14 protein-coding genes and 1 tRNA gene (1 of these 15 cut by a window edge) are annotated in these 19,055 nt (G+C 70.7%); 7 read left to right on the forward strand and 8 right to left on the reverse strand.

Annotated elements, in window-relative coordinates; all coding sequences use genetic code 11:
• Positions 1–68 precede the first annotated feature (68 nt).
• The 3 genes from CA12_RS16605 to CA12_RS16615 are packed head-to-tail and all read right to left on the reverse strand — an operon-like array spanning position 69 to position 6,080.
• Positions 69–2,516 (reverse strand): glutamine amidotransferase, encoded by a 2,448-nt coding sequence (locus CA12_RS16605; protein ID WP_145360136.1) that lies wholly within the window; start codon positions 2,514–2,516, stop codon positions 69–71.
• A complete protein-coding gene (locus CA12_RS16610; RefSeq protein WP_145360137.1) occupies positions 2,464–5,022 on the reverse strand; it encodes a BatA domain-containing protein in 2,559 nt (852 codons plus the stop codon). The genes CA12_RS16605 and CA12_RS16610 overlap by 53 nt, the downstream gene beginning before the upstream one ends.
• Positions 5,023–5,054: 32 nt before the next feature.
• The gene (locus tag CA12_RS16615) at positions 5,055–6,080 is read right to left on the reverse strand and encodes an FAD:protein FMN transferase (RefSeq protein WP_145360138.1); all 1,026 of its coding nucleotides are present in this window, start codon (positions 6,078–6,080) and stop codon (positions 5,055–5,057) included.
• Here CA12_RS16615 and CA12_RS16620 point away from each other — a divergent pair.
• Positions 6,079–7,200: a formylglycine-generating enzyme family protein gene (locus tag CA12_RS16620; protein ID WP_165700815.1), complete on the forward strand. Its 1,122-nt coding sequence runs from the start codon at positions 6,079–6,081 to the stop codon at positions 7,198–7,200. The two genes, CA12_RS16615 and CA12_RS16620, sit on opposite strands and share 2 nt — an antisense overlap.
• Positions 7,201–7,297: 97 nt before the next feature.
• Positions 7,298–8,683: a Gfo/Idh/MocA family protein gene (locus CA12_RS16625; RefSeq protein ID WP_145360140.1), complete on the forward strand. Its 1,386-nt coding sequence runs from the start codon at positions 7,298–7,300 to the stop codon at positions 8,681–8,683.
• A 142-nt stretch (positions 8,684–8,825) separates the two neighbouring features.
• Here CA12_RS16625 and CA12_RS16630 read toward each other — a convergent pair whose 3' ends face one another.
• Positions 8,826–9,737, reverse strand: coding sequence for a sugar phosphate isomerase/epimerase family protein (locus tag CA12_RS16630; protein ID WP_145360141.1), 912 nt, complete (start codon positions 9,735–9,737; stop codon positions 8,826–8,828).
• Positions 9,738–9,929: 192 nt separating this feature from the next.
• Between CA12_RS16630 and CA12_RS16635 the strand changes: the two genes are divergently transcribed.
• From CA12_RS16635 to CA12_RS16645, 3 genes are all read left to right on the forward strand, one after another.
• Positions 9,930–10,826, forward strand: a complete 897-nt coding sequence (locus CA12_RS16635; RefSeq protein ID WP_145360142.1) for a 4-(cytidine 5'-diphospho)-2-C-methyl-D-erythritol kinase — start codon at positions 9,930–9,932, stop codon at positions 10,824–10,826.
• A 53-nt stretch (positions 10,827–10,879) separates the two neighbouring features.
• Positions 10,880–11,500 carry a SpoVG family protein gene (locus CA12_RS22210; protein ID WP_165700816.1) on the forward strand — a complete coding sequence of 207 codons (621 nt, stop codon included), beginning with the start codon at positions 10,880–10,882 and terminating at the stop codon, positions 11,498–11,500.
• 108 nt (positions 11,501–11,608) lie between these two features.
• Positions 11,609–12,415, forward strand: coding sequence for a metal-dependent hydrolase (locus tag CA12_RS16645; protein ID WP_145360144.1), 807 nt, complete (start codon positions 11,609–11,611; stop codon positions 12,413–12,415).
• A gap of 90 nt (positions 12,416–12,505) precedes the next feature.
• Here CA12_RS16645 and CA12_RS16650 read toward each other — a convergent pair whose 3' ends face one another.
• From CA12_RS16650 to CA12_RS16665, 4 genes are read right to left on the reverse strand one after another with little or no spacing between them, the layout of a single operon-like run.
• Positions 12,506–13,288 (reverse strand): inositol monophosphatase family protein, encoded by a 783-nt coding sequence (locus CA12_RS16650; RefSeq protein ID WP_145360145.1) that lies wholly within the window; start codon positions 13,286–13,288, stop codon positions 12,506–12,508.
• Positions 13,289–13,302: 14 nt separating this feature from the next.
• Entirely contained in the window at positions 13,303–13,536 is a 234-nt protein-coding gene (locus CA12_RS16655) for a hypothetical protein (RefSeq protein WP_145360146.1), read from the reverse strand.
• Positions 13,533–13,793, reverse strand: a complete 261-nt coding sequence (locus tag CA12_RS16660) for a hypothetical protein (protein ID WP_145360147.1) — start codon at positions 13,791–13,793, stop codon at positions 13,533–13,535. Before CA12_RS16660 ends, CA12_RS16655 begins: the two co-directional genes overlap by 4 nt.
• A complete protein-coding gene (locus CA12_RS16665; RefSeq protein ID WP_242687974.1) occupies positions 13,793–15,055 on the reverse strand; it encodes a lactate racemase domain-containing protein in 1,263 nt (420 codons plus the stop codon). Before CA12_RS16665 ends, CA12_RS16660 begins: the two co-directional genes overlap by 1 nt.
• A gap of 266 nt (positions 15,056–15,321) precedes the next feature.
• Between CA12_RS16665 and CA12_RS16670 the strand changes: the two genes are divergently transcribed.
• Both CA12_RS16670 and CA12_RS16675 read left to right on the forward strand, forming a co-directional pair.
• Complete coding sequence (locus tag CA12_RS16670; protein ID WP_145360149.1) at positions 15,322–18,816, forward strand: DEAD/DEAH box helicase; 3,495 nt, start codon at positions 15,322–15,324, stop codon at positions 18,814–18,816.
• A 194-nt stretch (positions 18,817–19,010) separates the two neighbouring features.
• Positions 19,011–19,055: transfer RNA gene (locus tag CA12_RS16675), tRNA-Ile, on the forward strand (it continues 29 nt past the right edge of the window).

Below are 19,055 nucleotides of genomic sequence, written 5' to 3' on the forward strand. Positions count from 1 at the left end.
TCTTATCGGTCCCGTCGACCGCGGGGGCGTTAAACTCCCGAACGACCGGCGCCTTCCGGTCGACAGGCTCAGACCAACCCCCGCTTTTTGCGGAGGTACCACTCCGTGCCCATCAGGCCGACGAAGAGCAGCGGGACCCACCACTGGTCGTACAGCGGGGTGCGGGCGACGACGGTGCTCTCGGCGGCGGCGGGCGGTTCCTCGGCCCAGCGGGCGAGGAAGGCGGGCAGTTCCTCCGGCGGCACGACGCTGCCGCCGGTCATTCGGGCCAGATCCGCCAGCAGGGCCGGGTCGGCGGCGGGGTTGTCCAGTTCCAAGTCCCGCGGATCGACGATGAACCGAGTCACGGCGTCCGGCCCCAGCAGCGCGCCCGCTCCGTCGCCGGAGGCGGCGGTCGCCCGCACCCGCACCCAGTAGTCGCCGGGGACGTCGGTGTCGGCGGCGTCGGCCCGGAACTGCCCCGGGGAGGCCGGACCGGCGGCGCGGGGGGAGAGCATGGAGACCTCGCCGTCCGGGGCGGTCACCTCGACGGTGAACTGGGCGTCCTCCACCGGGTTCCCCTCCGCGTCGCGGGCGCCGAACCGCAACCGGGCCGGGCGGCCGGGCACGACGTTCCGGGGTTCGGCGACGACGAAGACCGGGCCGTCGGTGTCCTGTTCCTTCCGCGTCAGCCAGAGCACGACCTGCCGCCAGAACCGGGCGTGCTCCGCCTCGAAGCCGGAGAGCGGCCACAGCCAGGTGGTGTCCCCCGCGAAGGCCAGCACGCGACTGCGGCCGTACTCGGAGGCGATCAGCAGCGGCACGTCGTCCGGCCCGACGGCCAGCACGTCCGCGGGCACGTTTCGCTTCAGTTCCAGCCGGTTCGCCCCCTCGAGCGGCGGCAGGTTCCGCCAGACGTCGGCGTTCGCTTGGGGGTCGGCGAGCAGCATGACGTAACTCTGGGCGCCCTGCCGGGTGGGGGTCATCGGGACTTCGCCGGCGATCTGGGTGCGGGGGTCGAAGTCGTCGACGGCCCCGCCGCGGGGCAGCTCGACCGGCAACACGTTCCGCAGCGCCGTACGGTCCCAGCCGCCGGGGCCGAAGCTGTTCAGGCCGCCAGTCATCATGAGACCGGCGCCGTCCTCCACCCGGGCGGCGAGGTTGTCGAGGAAGTCGACGTTCCCCTCCTGAAAGGCCTCCGCCGCCACGTCGCCGATGATGAAGGCGTCGTACCGGCCGGGCTCGAACAGGGCCGCTTCCAACCGCAGGCCCGGCGAGAGGGCGTTCGGGTTCGCCGGCAGTTCGACGTAGTCGAGCTGAATCTTGTTGGACAGGTTCACCCGCCGCAGGGCGTTCACCTCCGGCCGCAGGCGGTCGAAGTACAGCACGCGGATGCCGCCCTTGCGGACGCTGAGCACGGTGGCCCGCTGGTTGTTCGTCTGCTTGAGTTCGCCCTCGACCGGCTCGATCTGCAGGGCGAGCTTCATCTCCCCAGCGATCTGCGGGACGAAGGTGAGTTCGATCGGGATCTCCTCGCTGCCGGTCGTGGGGCGGACGACGACCACGGGGCGGGCGTCGGCGGCGGGTTCGACCGGAGCCAGTTGCGTCTCGTCGCCGGGGCCGCGGGCGGGGGGGGATTCAGTCAGCAGACGAACGGTGAACTCGCGGCCGGCGCCGCCGACGATCCGCACCACGCCGGAGACCGGCACGAGTTTCTTCTCGAAGACGACGGGATCGACCCGCAGGTCCTCCACGGAGAGGTCCAGCCCCGCGGTGGGCGCCCCGTCGCTGCCGAACGGCACCCCGAAGATCCGCACGCCGGACTCCGCCAGCAGGGCGCCGGCGGCCCGGGGGTCGGCGTCGTCCGGCGGCAGGGCCCGCTGGGCGCCGTCGGTCAGCAGCACCACGCTGCTGAGGTCCACGCCGGTCCGCACCAGTTCCCCCAGCACCACCCCCAACGCCGTGCGGTCGCCGGTCGGTTCCTCCGGCAGCGCGGCCAGCGGGTCCGGCGATTCGCCCTCGGCCGCGGCGTTCTCGGGCTCCGGCGGCGGGTTGCGGGCGGCGTCGAAGGTGGCGACGAGCACCTCCAGATCCTCGCCCAGCTCCGCCAGCGCCGGGGCGGAGGCCGCCAGCACGGAGCGCATCGATTCGAACCGCGTCGCCCCGCCGGGTTCGTCAGCGATGGTCATGCTGCGCGAGACGTCCGCCAGCACCAGGATCGCGGGGCGTTCCGTTTCGGTCTCCTCCCGCCGCAGTTCCGGGCGGAGCAGGGCGAGCGTGAGCAGCGCCGCCCCCGCCAGTCGCAGGCCCAGCAGCGTCCGCCGCACGCCCGGCGAGAGGTGCCGCACCCGCGGCGGGTAGGTCCACAACACCAGCCCGACCAGCGCCGCCCCGCAGAGCAGCGTCAGCGTGAGGGACCAGGCGGGGTTGAGGGCCAGGGACAGCGGAGCGTGGCTCGAAAAGATTGAGGCGAGCGTGGGGGCGTCAGCCCCCCGTGGACGCGACCGCGGGAGCGGGCGCGGGGGCGGATTGTTCACTTTCGTAGAAGCGATTACCCACGATCAGCTCCCCGGCGAACACGGCCATCAACAGGGCGAGCAAATAGGGGAACATCTCCTCGCCCAGCCGGCCGCGGACGGTGGTGAGGTCCAGCTCCTCCGCGGTGCGGCTGAGCGTGTAGCGGCCCTCGCCGAGGCGGGCGTCGAGTTCGTCCGTGGTGATCGCGGTCAGGTCGCTCTCCTCCTCCGGCAGGTTCACGCTGAAGGCGCCCAGCAGGGCGGGGCCGGCGGCGTTGCGGCCTTGGGCGGTGGGGCCGTCGGGGGCCTGCGGGCGGGCGATGGAGTACCGCCCGGGGGCGTCGGCGCCGGTGACGGCGACCTGGTCGGCGTCCGCGGGGATGGACAACCGCCGCTGGGACAGGTCCGGCCGCCGCAGCACCGCCGGCACGTCGGCCCCGCCCTCCGCCGCGTCCGTGCCGGTGACCGGGACGACCAACGTATCGGCGGCGCGGAAGTTGAACTGCTGTTCGCTCCGGCCGCTGAGGTGCCGGGTGAGGAACTTCACGAAGGCCAGGTAGCTCCAGCCGGCGTCCGGCAGGTCGCTCCAGTCCCCGTCGTCGACGATCAACGCCGTGGTGAACAGCGCGACACGGCCGGCGCCCACGCTGTGGGTCAGCAGGGCCGGCGGGCGCTTTTGCGGGTCGGTGAGAACGGCGGGCACGGCGACCTCCGGCTTCGGTTCCACGACGAAGTACCGCCGCACGTCCCGGCTCTCTAGCGCCCCGGTCCCGCCCAGCGGATCGAACGGGGCGAAGACCGGATGGTTCGGGTCGGAAACGATCATCCGCTCCGGCACGCCGAAGCCGAGCGGACCGACCAGCTCCGCCGGCATCCACTCCGCCGCCGGGCCGACGTTATAGGCCAGCACGTCCGCCCCGCTGCCCAGCACGACCCCCAGACCCCCGCCGGCCTTGGCGAAGGCGCCGAGCTTCGCCATGCCCGCGGCGTCCGGCGCACGGGCGTTCAACAGGTAGATCACGTCGAAGGCAGCCGTGTCCAACGCCGCCAAGTCGCCGGTGCGGACGGTCGTGACGACGGCGGGCTTGCGGTCTGCCGGCAGCAGGCTGGGGGCGAGAGCCTCGCTGAACGCCCGGGCGTCCGACAGACGATCCGACACCACCGCCACCCTCAGGGGGCTTTCGGCCCGGATCGTGAAGGTGCGGCGGTCGTCGAAGGCCAGCGGGTCGGAGCCGGTCAGAGCGAGTTCCCCCTCGACCGCCCCGGCAGCGTCGATCGGCACGGAGAACGACACCTCCGCCGCCCCGCCCGGCGGCAGGGTGACCGACTGCCGCCCGCGAGCCGCCAACTCCTCGCCGACGCCGCCGGTTCGCAGTTCGACCTCGATCGGGAGCGGACCGCGGTCCTCGATCTGCCCGTCGGAATCGGCAAAGAGCGGAGCCCGGGAGACGCCGGCCCGCACCGTGACCGTGCCGCCGACCGGGCCGCTCTGCCGCGACGGGCGGGGCACGCCGAGCGCGACGTTCTCCGGCCCCTCGACCCCCACGTCCACCAGGAAGGCCTGCACCCGCTCCCGGGCGGCCAGCGTGTTCGCCAACTCACTGCGTCCGCCCGGTCCCCAGGCGCTGCGGGCCAGATCGGTGAAGACGTAAACGGCCCGGACGTAGGCGTCGGCGTCCTCGTTGTCGGCAGACGGGTCGCCCAATCCCAGCTCAGCGGCGACCTGCTGCCGATCGCGTTCGTGCAGGTCGATCGCGGCGGCGAGGCGGCCGTCCAGCGGCACGGTCACGGGGCGGACCTCAAGCTGCTGCATGCGGGTCTTCGCTCCGAACAGATCCGGGGCGAAGCGCGGGGCCTCGCCGGGGGCGGTCGTCATGACCGCCAGCTTGCTGCCGGGGGGGAAGCCGTCGGCGTGTTCCGCGGCGAGGTCCAGGGCCGCTTCCAAACGGTTCTCCCCGGCTCGCACCAGCCCCATGCTGGAAGAGGTGTCGAAGAGGAACACCGCGGCGACCGGCTGATCTTCCGTCACCGCCTGCACGGGGGCCCGCACCTCCGCGGCGACCCGCCGGCCGTACGGCCAGAGCACCAGCAACGCGGCCAGCAGGAACGCCCCCGCGGTGGAGCCCGCCCGCAACAGCGTGCGGCGGTACAGCAGATCGTGCCGGGCCAGATCCCCCCGCCGCTGCTGGGACCGCCAGCGGGCCAGCAGGATCTGATAGGCAATCAGAACCGCAGCGACGACGGCCGCCAGCGTGATCCACTCCGCGGTGGTGAAGCTGTAGTTCGCCGCCGGCAGGCTCGGCCGCACCACGGCGAGTACCAGCAACACGATCGCCAGAACCCGGAGCAGCAGGAGCCAGAGATGCCGCAGTTTGAGCCGGCGACTGTTCGACTTCCGCCGATCGCGGATCAGCCGCAGGGCCGGGAAGGGGAACTTCTTCGGCTTCGGCTTGAGCAGAAAGTGCAGCGCCACCGGCACCGCGGCGAGGCCCAGCAGGGCGAGCAGTCCGGGGTGGAGGAGGGACACGGCGTGAGTTTAGTCAACCGCGTGCGCGCCGCCTATCGGCGACGGCCGGGGTCTCCCAGTGACAGGGGGAACGCGTGAGAGTCCGTCGTCCCCGCCTCGTTCGTCGCACGCCCCTCCACGTTGGGCGTGCGGTTCAGCAGAGCGACGCCGGCTTCTGGCCCCAGCACGCTGACGGCGGAGGCGTACGCGTCCGCCGTCATGCCGTTCGGGCCGATCACGGTCACGGTGGAGCGGTCGGTCAGGCCCAAGCCGGTGCGGGGGTCGACGAGGTGCGAATAGCGGACGCCGTCGATTTCCGTGTGCTTGAAGGCGTCGCCGCTGGTGGCGACGGCAGCGTGGGCGAGCGTGAGGAACTCCGTCGGCGGGGCGTCGGCGTCCCGCGGGTCCGGCAGGCCGATCGCCCAACCCGCTTCGCCGGGGGGCGGATCGCCGGCGAGCAGATCGCCGCCGGCGTCGATCAGGAACCGCGTGATCCCCTGTTCCCGCAGCACGCGGCCGGCCTCGTCGGCGGCGTAGCCCTTAGCGATCCCGCCGAGGTCCAGCCGCACGCCGGGCTTGTGGATCGTGACCGTGCCGGCTGCGTTGTCGACCGTCACCGCCTGCCAGTCGACCCGCTCCCGCAGGGCCGCCAGTTCCTCCGGCGGGGGCAGTTCGCCGGTGCGGCGGACCCGGCGCCACCGCTTCACCAGCGGACCGACCGTCACGTCGAACGCCCCGCCGGACGCCGCGGAGACCTCCCGCGCCCGCGAGAGCGCCCGCCGCAGGTCAGATGAGGCTGGAACCGGCGTACCTGCGACGTAATTGTCGCACAATCGGTTCAGTTCGCTCGCGTCATGATAGTCGGACAGGGCGGCGGTCAGTTCCTTGACGCTGCGGCCGGCGTCGCGGCAGGCGTTCTTTGCGGCCCCTTCGGACCGTGCGTAGCATGTGAACACAAACGGCGAGCCCATCTGGACCTGCTCCACACGCACCCGGCTCCAGGTCGGGGCCGTGGCCTCGCCCGCCGGTTCCTCGATCAGCCCTGCCGCCACGACCGCCGTCAGAATGAAACTGCCCATGCGTCCGCTCGCTTTTGGATTGCTCGCTGCATCGTACGCCCTCAGTCAGGGCGCCGTCGCGGTGGCTCAGGAGGAAACGGGGGACGGCGCCCCCCCGGTCGTCGCGGACATGCCCAAGACCGCGGAGCCGGGCGAGTACGCCCAGACCGCGGCGGAGATGAAGGCTTACACCGAGGAGATCGGCGGCACCGACCTCACCTTTAAGATGGTCCCGATCCCCGGCGGCGAGTTCACCATCGGCTCGCCGGAGGACGAGGAGGGCCGCGGCGAGGGCGAGGGGCCGCAGCGGCGGGTCTCCGTCAGTCCGTTCTGGATGGCGGATAAAGAGGTGACCTGGGACGAGTACGAGGTCTTCCTGCTCAAGCGGGACGAACAGCGCCGCAAGCTCGCCGGGATCAAGCCCAGCCAGTACGACCTGAAGGCCGACGCCGTCACCCGCCCAACCAAGGCCTACACGGACATGACCTTCGACATGGGCCACGACGGCTTCCCGGCGATCTGCATGACGCACCTGTCGGCGAAGATGTACTGCAAGTGGCTCTCCGAAAAGACCGGCCACTTCTACCGCCTGCCGACCGAAGCCGAGTGGGAGTTCGCCGCCCGGGCCGGCAGCCAGACCGCCTACCACTTCGGCGACGACGCCGAAAAGCTCGACGAGTACGCGTGGAGCGACGACAACGCGGAGTGGACCTACCACCCGGTCGGCATGAAGAAGCCGAACGCCTTCGGCCTGTACGACATGCACGGCAACGTCAACGAATGGACGCTGGACCAGTACGACCCGAACTTCTACGCCACCTTCCCCGCCGACAAGGTGACGAAGGATCCGTACAACATTCCCAAGACGATCTACCCCCGCACCGTCCGCGGGGGTTCCTGGGATCAGTACCCGGAGGAACTGCGGTCGGCCGCCCGGATGCCCAGCACCAACGACTGGAAGAGCGACGACCCGCAGATTCCGCAGTCGATCTGGTGGATGACGAACTCCACGCACGTCGGCTTCCGCGTCATGCGGCCGCTGCACGAACCGACCGAGGAGGAAAAGCTCGCCCAGCAACTGATCCCGCGGCCCGAGGACGTGCCGGAATGGGGTCTGCGTGAAGGCTTTATCGACGACTAAGCCCTCGTCGCTTCGGACGCATCGGCCGACGCATTTGCGACGGCCGGCGCCTCCTCGTTACGCTCGCCCTGTTCGCCCGTTCCTTCGGAATCTTCTTATGTCGACCCCCCGTCGTTCCTTTCTGAAAACGACCGCCGCCGCCAGTGCCGCCGCGTCGCTCACCGCCGCCGCGGCGCCGGCCGCCAAGCTGCGGGCCGCCCACCAGGAAGACGTGATCCGCGTCGGCGTGATCGGTTGCGGCGGGCGGGGCAGCGGCGCCGTCGGCGACGCGATCAACGCGGCCCGCGAAGCCGGCACCTCGCCGGTGAAGCTCGTCGCGATGGCCGACGTCTTCGAGGATCACGTCAAGGGCAAGCACGACGCCCTGAAGCGGCAGTTCGGCGAGCAGATCGACGTGCCGGAAGACGCCCGGTACGTGGGCTTCGACGCCTACAAGAAGGTGCTGGAGCACGACCTCGACTACGTGATCATCGCCACGCCCCCGGGCTTCCGGCCGGATCACTTCGCCGCCGCGGTGGAGAAGGGCGTCCACATCTTCTGCGAAAAGCCCGTCGCCACGGACGCCCCGGGCGTTCGCAAGTTCCTCGCCGCGGTTGAGAAGTCCAAGGAAAAGAGCCTGAAGGTCGGCGTCGGTCTCCAGCGCCACCACCAGGGCAACTACCTCGCCATCGCGGACCAGATTCGCGACGGGGCGATCGGCGACATCATCGCCATGAAGGTGTACTGGAACGGCGGCGGCGTCTGGGATCCCCGCAAGTCGCGGGACCAGGTCTCCGGCGAAATGGAGTACCAGATGCGCAACTGGTACTACTACTGTTGGCTCTGCGGCGACCAGATCGTCGAGCAGCACATCCACAACCTGGACGTCGGCAACTGGTGGGCCGGCATCAAGGCCAACGGCAGCGACCCCGTCTTCCCCGTCGTCTGCCGCGGCATGGGCGGACGCGAGGTCCGGACCGACAAGAAGTACGGCAACATCTTCGATCACACCGCCTGCCAGTACGAATACGCCGACGGCACGCAGATGATCTCCGAAGGCCGGCACCAGCCCGGTTGCTGGAACAGCGTTTCCGAGATCGCCCACGGCACCAAGGGCAACGTCAGCACGCAGGGCCGGACCCGCATCTATCACATGGAGAAGAAGGACGACGGCTCCTACGCGGAGAAAATCGACTGGGCCTACCGCGGCCGCAACGACAAGAGCCCCTACGTCCAGGAGCACATCGACCTCCAGGCCGCCATGCGGGACGGCAACGACTACAACGAGGGCTACTACGGCGGCATGTCCACGATGACGGCGATCCTCGGCCGGATGGCCTGCTACTCCGGCAAGGAACTGACGATGGACGACGCCCTCAAGAACGGCCGCCAGCTGTTCCCGTACGACCAGGAACTCTCCTGGGACGCCAAACCGCCGGTCCTGCCTGGCGAAGACGGCGCCTACGAGGTGCCCACCCCGGGCGTCACCAACGTGCTGAGCTAACGCCGGCGAGCGAGGGGGCGTTCGCCCCCCGTGCCGTCGTCGATCGGAACCGCAGCGTCCCGGACCTTGGGAGGGTCCGGGACGCTGTTTTGGTGTCGTGGCGTCGTGAGAACACGGGGGGCGAACGCCCCCCGCTCGCCTGTCAGGCGCTTTCCAGGCCGAGGACGGCGTTCATGCGGTTCGCCACGTCGGTGAGGCGGTCGAGATCGCCGCCGCGGACCTCCGCGGTCGCCCAGCCGCGATAGCCGATCGTCTCCAGCGCCGCCCGCACGGCGTCCCAGTCGACGCTGCCCTCGCCCAGTTCCACGCCGAAACCTTTGTAGAGGCCGTCGCTCTGCTGGAGCTTGCGGCTGTATTCCTTCACGTCCAGCTTGCGGATGCGGTCGCCCAACACGGCGATCCACTGTTCCGGCCAGCCGATGCGGACCACGTTGCCGACGTCGAAATACGCGCCGACGGCCGGGGAGTCGAAGCCGTCGATGAACCGGGCGAACTCCAACGGGCTGAGCAGGAAGTTGTTCCAGACGTTCTCGAACAGCACGTCGACGCCGGTCTCCTCCGCCACGGGCAGGGCTTTGGCGATCTCCAGTTCGGCGCGGGCGTAGGCGTCGGCGTAGCCGGTGTCCTCGTCGACCACACCGGGGATCACCAGCACCGAGGAGCCGCCGAGTTGTTCGCAGTCTCGCAACGCCTGCTGGAGCCCGGCGACGGCCCGGGCCCGCACGGCGGCGTCCGCCGCGGAGAAGCGATCCTTCCAACTGTCGCCGTACACCACGCCGTGGATCGGCAACCCGACGGCGTCACGGGCGGCCAGCAACGCCGACACGTCGCGGGCGGAGCTGTCGATCTCGATTCCCGCGAACCCGGCCGCCTTGGCGATCGCGAACTTCTCCTCCAGCGAGCCTTCGCCGCTGATCATGGACAGCTTCACCGCCTTGCGGTAGCGGGCGGCGTCCTCCGGGAACTCGGTGACGGCGGCGGGCGGGGCGGCCCGCAGCGTTGAGGCGGCGGCGAGGGCGGCGGCGGAGCCGGCCAGAAAAGTGCGACGCTGCATCGAAAAACGCTCGGGCGGAAGGCGGACGACGGAGTGTGACGCGGGGTCTCGGACCCCGCCAGCCGGCGGACCGCCGCCACGGCATCGGGGCGAACCGCCCGCGGCCCGGTCTCACGCCGCCGTCCCGCCGTTGACCGATCCCGCCCGGCGGACCTACCGTCCCGAATCCGACGGACCGGCGGCGACAGGATCATGCGGACTCTTCGACACTGCCGTCGCTCGAACGCGGACCCGGCCGCCCCGGCGTTGACGATTCACGCCCCGGCCAAGCTGAACCTCACGCTGGACGTGCTCGGCAAGCGGGCGGACGGGTTCCATGAGCTGGAATCGCTGATGGTCACCGTCGGCTGGTACGACACGCTGACCTTCGCCCCGGCGGAACGGTTCGCCCTCGCCGTCACCGGCGCCGCCGGCGTGCCCTGCGACGAACGCAACCTCGTCACGCGGGCGGCGACGGCCCTGTCGGCGGCCATCGGCCGCGACCCGGGCGCCGCGATCACGCTGCACAAACGCATTCCCCACGAAGCCGGGCTCGGCGGCGGGTCCAGCGACGCGGCGGCGACCCTGCTGGGGCTGAACGAACTGTGGGACTGCGGGCTGTCCCGGGCGGAACTGTCCGAATTAGGCGCGACGATCGGCAGCGACGTGCCGTTCTTCCTCTGCGGATCGCCCGCCGGCGTGGTGCGGGGCCGGGGCGAACGCGTGGAACCGCTGAACCCCGGTCCGCCGCGGTGGGCGGCGCTCGCCAAGCCGCCGATCGGCCTGTCCACCGCCGCGGTGTTCGCCGCCTGGGGCGGTCGGACCTCCGCTCAGGCCACCTCCCGGGCGGCGGGGGCGTACGCCGCCGCCGGCTCCGCGCTCGCCGCGGCGACGACCAACGATCTCGACGGCCCGGCGACGGAGCTGGAGCCGACCCTCGCCGCAGAGCGGGACGCGTTCGCCTCGCTCGGGTTCGAGCGGTCCTGCCTGTCGGGCAGCGGGACGAGCCGGTTCGCCCTCTGCCGCTCCGCCGCGTCCGCCCGGTCCGCCGCCGCGGCGCTGCGTCGCCTCCGCCCCGGCCCGGTCGCCGCCGTGCCGCTGGCGGTCTGAAGACTCGCCCAAGTGTTCCTCACCCCGATTGCCCCTCCTCGACAGCCGTTGCCGTGAAGATCACCGACGTCCGCGTGAAACTCGCCCCCGGCGCCGACGCCGCCGGCGGGGAGGCCGGTCGACTGCTCGCCTTCTGCTCGATCACCCTCGACGGGTGCTTCGTGGTGCGGGACCTGAAGCTGATCCGCGGGGAGCAGGGGGCGTTCGTCGCCATGCCCAGCCGCAAGATCACCGCCCGCTGCGAGGCCTGCGGCGGGAAGAACCCGTTGCGGGCGAACTATTGCGGGGACTGCGGAGCGGCACGCAACGACGCCGAGGAGGCCGCCGCCGCGGACGCCCGGCCGAAGCTGTACGCGGACATCGCTCACCCCATCAACGCGGCCTGCCGGTCGGAGTTGGAGACCTGCGTCGTCGCCGCCTGGGAGCGGGAGCGGGTGCTGGCGACCTCGCCGGACTACGTCTGCCGGTACGACGAGTGCGACATCGGCGAATCGTTCCCCCCGCACACGCTGAGCCGAGCCGAATCAGTGCCGCGGTCGCTGCCGAACGTGCCGGGCGTCACCCGCCGGATCGACGACGCCGCGATCGGCCGGACGGGCCGGCCGCCGGTTCGCAGTCCGCTGCGGGCGGCCCGGCGGAACGAGCCGGCGGGAGCCTTCGGCGACGGGCTGTGAGGATTCGACTGGCGGAAGCGGTTCGACCGGCGGGGACGGTTCTGCGCGGCCGATAAGTACGGAGACGCCGCCCCTTCCCCGAATCGCTGGAGTCCGCCGCCCGTGGGCATGTTCCGCGAACACGTCGCCGTCAGCGGGACCTGCGGCGCCGCACTGGCCGCGGGGATGTGGGTCGCCACCCCCATTGACGGGGTGCAGGCCGGCGTGGCCTTCACCCTGGTCGGCGTCGGCGGGGCGCTGCCGGACCTCGACAGCGACCGCGGCCGGCCGATTCAGGAACTCACGGCGCTGCTGGGCGCCGCGGTGCCCTTCGTGCTCGTCCGGCGGTTCGCGGAGGTCGCCCGCAGCTTCGACGCGATCGTCGGGCTGGGCATCCTCACCTACCTCCTCGTGCGGTACGGCGGCGGCTGGCTGCTGCGCAAGACCACGGTGCACCGGGGGATGTTTCACAGCCTGCCGGCGATGATGATCAGCGGGCTGCTGACCTATCTGGCCTACAAGAGCCCCGAGCCGGGCATCCGTCTGCTGATGGCGACCGCCGTCATGACCGGATTCGCCTCCCACCTGATGCTGGACGAATGGTGCAGCGTCGACTGGCGCGGCCTGCGGCCGCGGCTCAAAAAGTCGGCCGGCACGGCGATCAAATGGGCCGGCGATTACCCGTCCGCCACGGTCGCCTGCTACTCGCTGCTGGGCGTCTGCCTGTACGCCACGGCGATCGACAGCGATCTGATTGAGGTGAACCGCGTCGGCGTGCCGCAACGGGTGGCGGACCTGCCCCGCGAGGCCGGACCTTGGATGGCCGTCTCCCCGGAGACCGGGGAGCGGGTCATGGTTGAGGGCCAAGCCAACCGCGAATTTGGCGACGACCCCGTACGCACGGTGGAGCGCAGCGGGGCGATCGTCGTGCGGTAGCCGAGCGGGGGGCGTCTGTCCCCTGAGCGAATCCGTGTACGCCCTCAGGGGGCTGACGCCCCCCGCTCGCCTGTCGCCCCCTCGCTCGCCCTACGCCAGGCGGCGGAGGACGTCGTCCTTCAGGGCCGCGTTGACGCTGATGCCGTCGCCGCCGTCGGCCCGTTCCTCGCCGTACCAGGTGACGAACGTCCCGCCGGCTTCCTTGACGATCGGCAGCAGGGCGGCGGCGTCCCAGAGGCTCATGATCGGGTCGATCATCACCTCGGCCCGGCCGGTCGCGACCAGCATGTGGCCGTAGCAGTCCGCCCAGGTGCGGGTCAGGCGGTAGTCCTTGTTGAAACTCTCGAACGCCGGCTTCATGCCGCGGTCCTCCCACCGCCGCGGGTTGGCGGTGCAGAGCAACGCGGCGTCCGGCAAATCGACCGCGGACACCTTCGCCCGCCGCTTCGAACCGTCGTTCCGAACCCACCAGGCGCCCAGCCCCTCGGCGCCGTAGACGACTTCGTTCAGCCCCGGGAACCGCGAGACGCCCAGCACGCAGCGGCCGTCCCGTTCCAGCCCGATCAGCGTCCCGAACAGCGGCACGCCGCGGACGAACGGCTTGGTGCCGTCGATCGGGTCCAGCACCCAGCGGTAGCTGTTCGATCCGGGCACCTCCTCGAACTCCTCGCCGAGGATGCCGTCGTCCGGAAACTTCGCGGCGATGGCGTCGCGGATGCGTTCCTCAGCGCCTTTGTCGGCGACGGTGACGGGGCTGTCGTCGCCTTTGCGGATGACTTCGAGGTCCGGGTTCTGGAAGTGCTCCAGAATAAACGGCTGCACATCGAGCGCAGCCTGGTTGGCGAAATCGAGGCGTTCTTGCAGATCGGACATGCGGGCAAGCTACGCTAAGCCCGGCCCCGTTTCACGCGGCTCCATTCGCTGGCGGCCGTCACTGATTCAGGCAGGGTGGCGACGACTTCGTCCGGTCCCTCGACATCCCACATCAGGATGCAGCACCCGCACCCCTGCTGCTCCGAGACGTAGGTGAGCCGGGAGCGGTTTTCGCGGAGCCATTTCTCGGCGGTGCGGACTTCGTCGGGCTCGTCCGTGGCGGCGAGGATCGTCGCCCGCCGGCTCATCGGTTTGCAGGCAACCGTGTTGCGGCGATATGCGGGCGGGCGGGGTCGCCGCCGATCAGCACGAAATCGCATCCGCAGGCTGAACGCCGGTGGGAAGTCGTCCGGGCTCCCTGGCTCCCGGCGACGAGGTGCACGACCGCGGCGGAGGAGCACCGGCGGCCGCCGCAGGACGGGCAGACGACGCGGCGGGCGGAGGCGCGATGCAGGAGCAGGCCGGCGACCGGCACGGCCAGCAGCCAAACCTCGACGCCCGGCATCACTCGTTCTCCAGCCGGTACAGCATCTCCCCCGCCTTACGGACCAGCAAGACGCCCTCGTCCTCCCGGTCGGCGTAGTCCTCGACGTTGATCGTCGCCGGGTCGCGGTAGCCGAGATTCAGAACCGCGCACTCCTCCGGCGGGATCTGCGAGGCGAGCGTCACCTTGACCCGGGGCTGCTCCACGCCGTCCTCGAACGTGCCCCCGCCGCGGACGTGGGTGCTGTGGGCCAATGTGCCCCAGGGTTCGTGCTTGAACTTGTCCCACTGCTTCAGGAAGTAGTCCCGCACGTGGTAGCCGACGCGGCGAATCGCCTCGCCGTGGGTCTCGCTCACCTCGGACAGGTGCGGGGCGTAGATGATCAGTTCCCCCCCGTCGGCAACGACCGGCTCCATCTTGTACATGCACTTTCCGGCGACCCACAGCTCGTCGTACATCGGCGGGGCGCAGCTCAGCACCGTGTGAAACGGCTTCGGTTTGCGGGTGATGTGCACCCGCTCCGACATCTGCGACGCCTCCCGCCACGCCGACTCCGGCGTGCCGTAGTACAGGCCGTACAGGTCCGCTTTCGGATCGACGACGAACGTCAGTGCCCGCCGTTCGACCGGGATCAGCTTTGCCGCGGAGTCCACCACCCGGCGGACGGGGGTGTCCGGCACGCCAATGATCCCGGCGTTCGTAACGATCGCCCCGAGCCAGTGAAAGTAGTTCAGCAGTTCCGGGCCGCTGATGCCGGGGAAGAAGTACTTGTTCCCCCCGCTGAAGCCCACGACCTCGTGCGGGAAGACCGGGCCGAGGACCAGCAGCAGGTCGTAGTCCGTCACCCGGGCGTTGATCGTCACCGGAACGCTCTCCGGCAGGGTGCCCTGGGAGAGTTCGGCCGCCTCGGGGCAGGGCAGATCGCCCAGCCCCATGAGGGCGTCCGGGTTGTCCCACTCGTGGTTGAGCAGGGCGACGCCGGGGAAGCGGTCCTCGCGGGTGGCCGGGTCGATGCCGAGCAGCTTTTCGATGCGGGCCTGCGGCATCGGCGGGTGCGTGCCGAGGGCGACCATCACGTCCAGCCCCTTCGCCCCGGCGTCCTTCAGCCGGTCGTGCACCGCGGGGAACAGGAGCGGCAGCGGGGCGGTGCGGGTGTGATCGGGGACGATCAGCAGGACCCGCTTGCCGGCGACGTCGGCGGCGGGAATCAGATCGGCGACGCGGCCAGCCACGGAGGCGGTCGGCAGGGTCGGCGGCGGAGCGGGGGGGGCGAAGTCGGTCACGGCGCCGATCCTACCGCAGGCGTCTGGCTTCGGGGACCTCGGCGGGGCGTCATGGGGCGGCGCCTCGGGGCGGGGCACCTTGACGGGTCGACCCGCCGCCCGGACCATGCCCGACTGCGCCGCGAAGTCGTTTCGCGGCGACGACCGATCTCCCGGTTCGCCCGGGCGCCCCACTCACGGAAGACACACGGCCCCGGTCCGCCCGCCCCCATCCGGCCCCCGCATCGGGGCGTCCGCGGGGCGGCGGCGGGGCGTCACCACCGCTCATGACGCTGGCCGATTCGCTCCAAAAACAGTTCCGGGCCGACTTGCGGTTCCGCGGCGCCGGGTATCTCGACGCCGACCGCGTCACCCAACTGGCGCTCACGCCGGACAAGCTCGTCGCGGCGGTGCAGGAGAAGGCGGGGGAGTTCACCTGCGATCTCGACCGCACCGGCGGCTCGCTGCGGATGAGCTGCACCTGTCCGCAGTCCGGAAAACTGGGCGTCTGCAAGCACCTGTGGGGCGCCGTCCTGCTGGCCGACCGCGACAAGCTGCTCACCGGCCCGGTGCGGGGCGGGGAAGTGCCCCCCTTCGCCGCCGAGGACCCGGCCACCTCCAACTTCGGCTCCGCCTGGGACTTCGACGACGGCGACGACGAGGACTACGCCGTCGGCCCCGGCTCCCGCTCGTATGCGGCCCCGGCCCGCGGTCTGCTGGGGGACGAACCGGAGGAAGAGGAGGACGAGGGCGGCGTCGCCACGCTGAGGCGGGCCACCGCGCCGCAGGAGAAGGCTCGCTCCTGGGAGCGGGCCCTCGCCGGCGTCGCCGCGGAGGTCGCCGCCCCCCGCAAAGGCAGCAGCGCCGAACGCCAGATCTTCTACGAGTTGGACCTGCCCGCCAGCCGCAAGGAGCGGCGGATCGTCATTCAGGTCTCGCAGCGGCAGCGCCGGGCCAGCGGCCAGTGGGGCAAGCTGAAGGCCCTCCGCGTCCGCCCCGGCGATCTCGACACCATCGAACGGGAGGAGGACCGCACCGTCCTCGCCTACCTGTTCGGCGGCGTCGCCGAGCGGGACGCCAAGGACGGCAAGGAGACCGGCGTCTTCCGCTTTCACCTCGCCCACGAACTCGCCGAGCGCCTGCTCCCGCTGATGTGCGGCACCGGCAACGCCCGCATCCTCGACGCCGGCGAAAAGGCTGGGTGCCTGAGTTGGGACGGCGACGAGCCGTGGGAGCTCACCGCGGCCCTGCGGGAAGTCTCCCCGAAAGAGTCACGTCGGAAGTCCACGGCGGCGGAGGACTCCGCCGCGGGAGACAATGAGGAGTCCGATGAGTCGGATGAAGCACTTGAAGTCGTGGAGCCGGAACAGGAACCGGAAGAGGAGAGCGGTCCCGTCTCCCTGCGGCTCGCGGTCGAACTGACGCGGCCGGACGCCATCCGCAGGGCCGAAGACGCCGACCTGATGCTGCCTGGCGGCTTGGTGCTGTTGGACAACGTCCTCAGCCCGGTGATCGACTTCGGCGCCTACGACCTCGCCGAGCGCATCGGCCAGTCGGACGGCATCGTCATCCCGAAGGAGGAGGCGCACGAGGCGGTCGAAATGCTGTTCCGCCTGCCGGTGCTCCCCCGCCTCGAACTGCCGGACGACCAGCGCCTAGAAGAGGTGCGAGTCGAGCCGGGCCGCGAATTGCGGATTTCCAGCGGCTCCACCGCCGGCGGACGTCTGCCGGACCGGGCGACCGGGGCGGTGCGGTTCCGCTACGACGGCGAACCGATCGCTGGCGGCGATCCCCGCTGGGCGATTGTCAACAGCGAGGCCCGCAAGTGCCTGCTGCGGGACCTCGACGCCGAGGCCGCCGCGTGGGACCAGCTCCGCGACGTCGGCTTCCGCCGCCTCGCCAGTAAATCGGCCGGCGGCGTGGACGTGGAAATCGCCATCGGCGACCTCGGCGGCGCCGTCCGCGGCCTCACCGACGCCGGCTGGCTGATCCGCGCCGACGACAAGCCGGTCCGGCAGGCCGGCGAGCTGAAGTTCCAGGTCAAAAGCGGCATCGACTGGTTCGAGCTGCGGGGCGACGTCACCTTCGGCGACGCCACGATCGCTTTGCCGGACCTGCTTGCGGCGTTGGCACGCGGCGACGACGCGGTCCGGCTCTCCGACGGCTCTCTCGGCATCCTGCCGGCGGCCTGGGCGGAGCAGCTCGGCCTGCTCGCCGGGCTCGGCAGTGAGGAGGAGGATCATCTCAAGTTCACCGCCAACCAAGCCGTCCTGCTGGATACCCTGCTGGGCGCTCAGGAGGAGGTGGAGTACGACGAGCAGTTCACCGCACTCCGCGAACGCCTCCGCGGCCTCACCGGCGTGGAGCCGGCAGAGGAGCCCGAGGGCTTCGAGGGCGTCCTCCGGGAGTACCAGCAGAACGGCCTCGGCTGGATGCGGTTCCTACAGGACACCAACCTCGGCGGTTGCCTCGCGGACGACATGGGCCTCGGCAAGACCGTCCAACTGCTGGCCCTGCTCCAGGGCCGCAAGCGGCGGGCGGACGAGGGCGGCGATCATCTGCCGTCGCTGGTCGTCGTGCCGCGTTCGCTGCTGTTCAACTGGGCCAGCGAGGCTGAGCGCTTCACCCCGGAGCTGACGGTCGTCGAATACACCGGCCCGGACCGCCACCGCCTGCGGGACGAGTTTTCCAAGCTCGATCTGATCCTCACCACCTACGGCACGCTCCGCCGGGACGTGATGGACCTGAAAAAGCAGCCCTTCGATTACGTCGTGCTGGACGAGGCCCAGACGATCAAGAACGCCTCCTCGCAGGTCTCCAAGGCGGCTCGGCTGCTCAAGGCCCGGCACCGGCTGGCGCTCTCCGGCACGCCGATCGAGAACCACGTCGGCGACCTGTGGAGCATTTTCGAGTTCCTGAACCCGGGCATGCTCGGACGCAGTTCGCTGTTCCGCCGCTACGCCGCCGACCCTGAGGACAAGCAGGCCCGCGACCTGCTGGCCAAGGGCATCGGCCCGTTCGTGCTCCGCCGCACCAAGGCGGAGGTCGCCACCGACCTGCCCGCCAAGACCGAAATGACTCTCTCCGTCGAACTGGAGGGCGAACAGCGTCGGCTCTACGAGGAACTGCGGGACCACTACCGGCAGAGCCTGCTGGGCAGCGTCAAGGAGCAGGGCCTCGGCAAGACGCGGATGCACGTGCTCGAAGCGCTGCTCCGCCTCCGCCAGGCCGCCTGCCACCCGGCCTTGCTCGGGGAGGACAACGCGTCGATCCAGTCCGCGAAGGTCGAGGCACTCATTCCCAAGCTGCTGGAACTGATCGACGAGGGGCACAAAGCCCTCGTCTTCAGTCAGTTCACCAGCTTCCTCGGCCTCGTGCGGGAGCGGCTCGAACAGGAGGGCATCCGCCACGAATACCTCGACGGCCGCACCCGCGACCGCGGGGAGCGGGTCGAACGATTCCAGAACGACGACGGGCTCGGCGTGTTCCTCATCAGCCTGAAGGCCGGCGGCCTCGGCCTGAACCTCACCAGTGCCGACTACGTCTTCCTGCTGGACCCCTGGTGGAACCCCGCCGTGGAGGCCCAGGCGATCGACCGCAGTCACCGCGTCGGCCAGGAGCGCCCGGTCTTCGCCTACCGCCTGATCGCCCGCGACACGATCGAGGAGAAGATCGCGGAGCTCCAGAAGAAAAAGACCGAGTTGGCGGACGCCGTGCTGAACCAGGAGGAAAGCGTCGTCAGCGGACTCAGCGTCGAGGACGTTGAGCGCCTCCTGTCCTAAGGGCTGCGGCCGTGGCCGGTCCGGAGGTCGGGGACGGTGAGGGGAGGCGAACCCCTGCGGGTCGTGCGGTGTCCTGCGGGCGGTTTCGTCGGCGAAGATCGCTTGCGGGGCGTCGCACACTGGACGCCCCGCGGCTTCTCCGCAAGAATCCGCCCCCGGGAGCGATCCCAGGGTCCTCGCTTCGGCGAGGACGCGGGCGTGTAGATCAGTTGGTTAGATCGCAGCTCTGATAAAGCTGA

The organism is Alienimonas californiensis (genome assembly GCF_007743815.1).
GTDB classification, from domain to species: Bacteria; Planctomycetota; Planctomycetia; order Planctomycetales; family Planctomycetaceae; genus Alienimonas; species Alienimonas californiensis.

Excerpts from the sequence above, each read along its gene's own strand:
- CA12_RS16620 (WP_165700815.1), top strand. The coding sequence starts at position 6,079 with ATGCGTCCGCTCGCTTTTGGATTGCTCGCTGCATCGTACGCCCTCAGT.
- CA12_RS16615 (WP_145360138.1), bottom strand. The coding sequence starts at position 6,080 with ATGGGCAGTTTCATTCTGACGGCGGTCGTGGCGGCAGGGCTGATCGAG.
- CA12_RS16625 (WP_145360140.1), top strand. The coding sequence starts at position 7,298 with ATGTCGACCCCCCGTCGTTCCTTTCTGAAAACGACCGCCGCCGCCAGT.
- CA12_RS16630 (WP_145360141.1), bottom strand. The coding sequence starts at position 9,737 with ATGCAGCGTCGCACTTTTCTGGCCGGCTCCGCCGCCGCCCTCGCCGCC.
- CA12_RS16635 (WP_145360142.1), top strand. The coding sequence starts at position 9,930 with ATGCGGACTCTTCGACACTGCCGTCGCTCGAACGCGGACCCGGCCGCC.
- CA12_RS16645 (WP_145360144.1), top strand. The coding sequence starts at position 11,609 with ATGTTCCGCGAACACGTCGCCGTCAGCGGGACCTGCGGCGCCGCACTG.
- CA12_RS16650 (WP_145360145.1), bottom strand. The coding sequence starts at position 13,288 with ATGTCCGATCTGCAAGAACGCCTCGATTTCGCCAACCAGGCTGCGCTC.
- CA12_RS16655 (WP_145360146.1), bottom strand. The coding sequence starts at position 13,536 with ATGAGCCGGCGGGCGACGATCCTCGCCGCCACGGACGAGCCCGACGAA.
- CA12_RS16660 (WP_145360147.1), bottom strand. The coding sequence starts at position 13,793 with ATGCCGGGCGTCGAGGTTTGGCTGCTGGCCGTGCCGGTCGCCGGCCTG.
- CA12_RS16670 (WP_145360149.1), top strand. The coding sequence starts at position 15,322 with ATGACGCTGGCCGATTCGCTCCAAAAACAGTTCCGGGCCGACTTGCGG.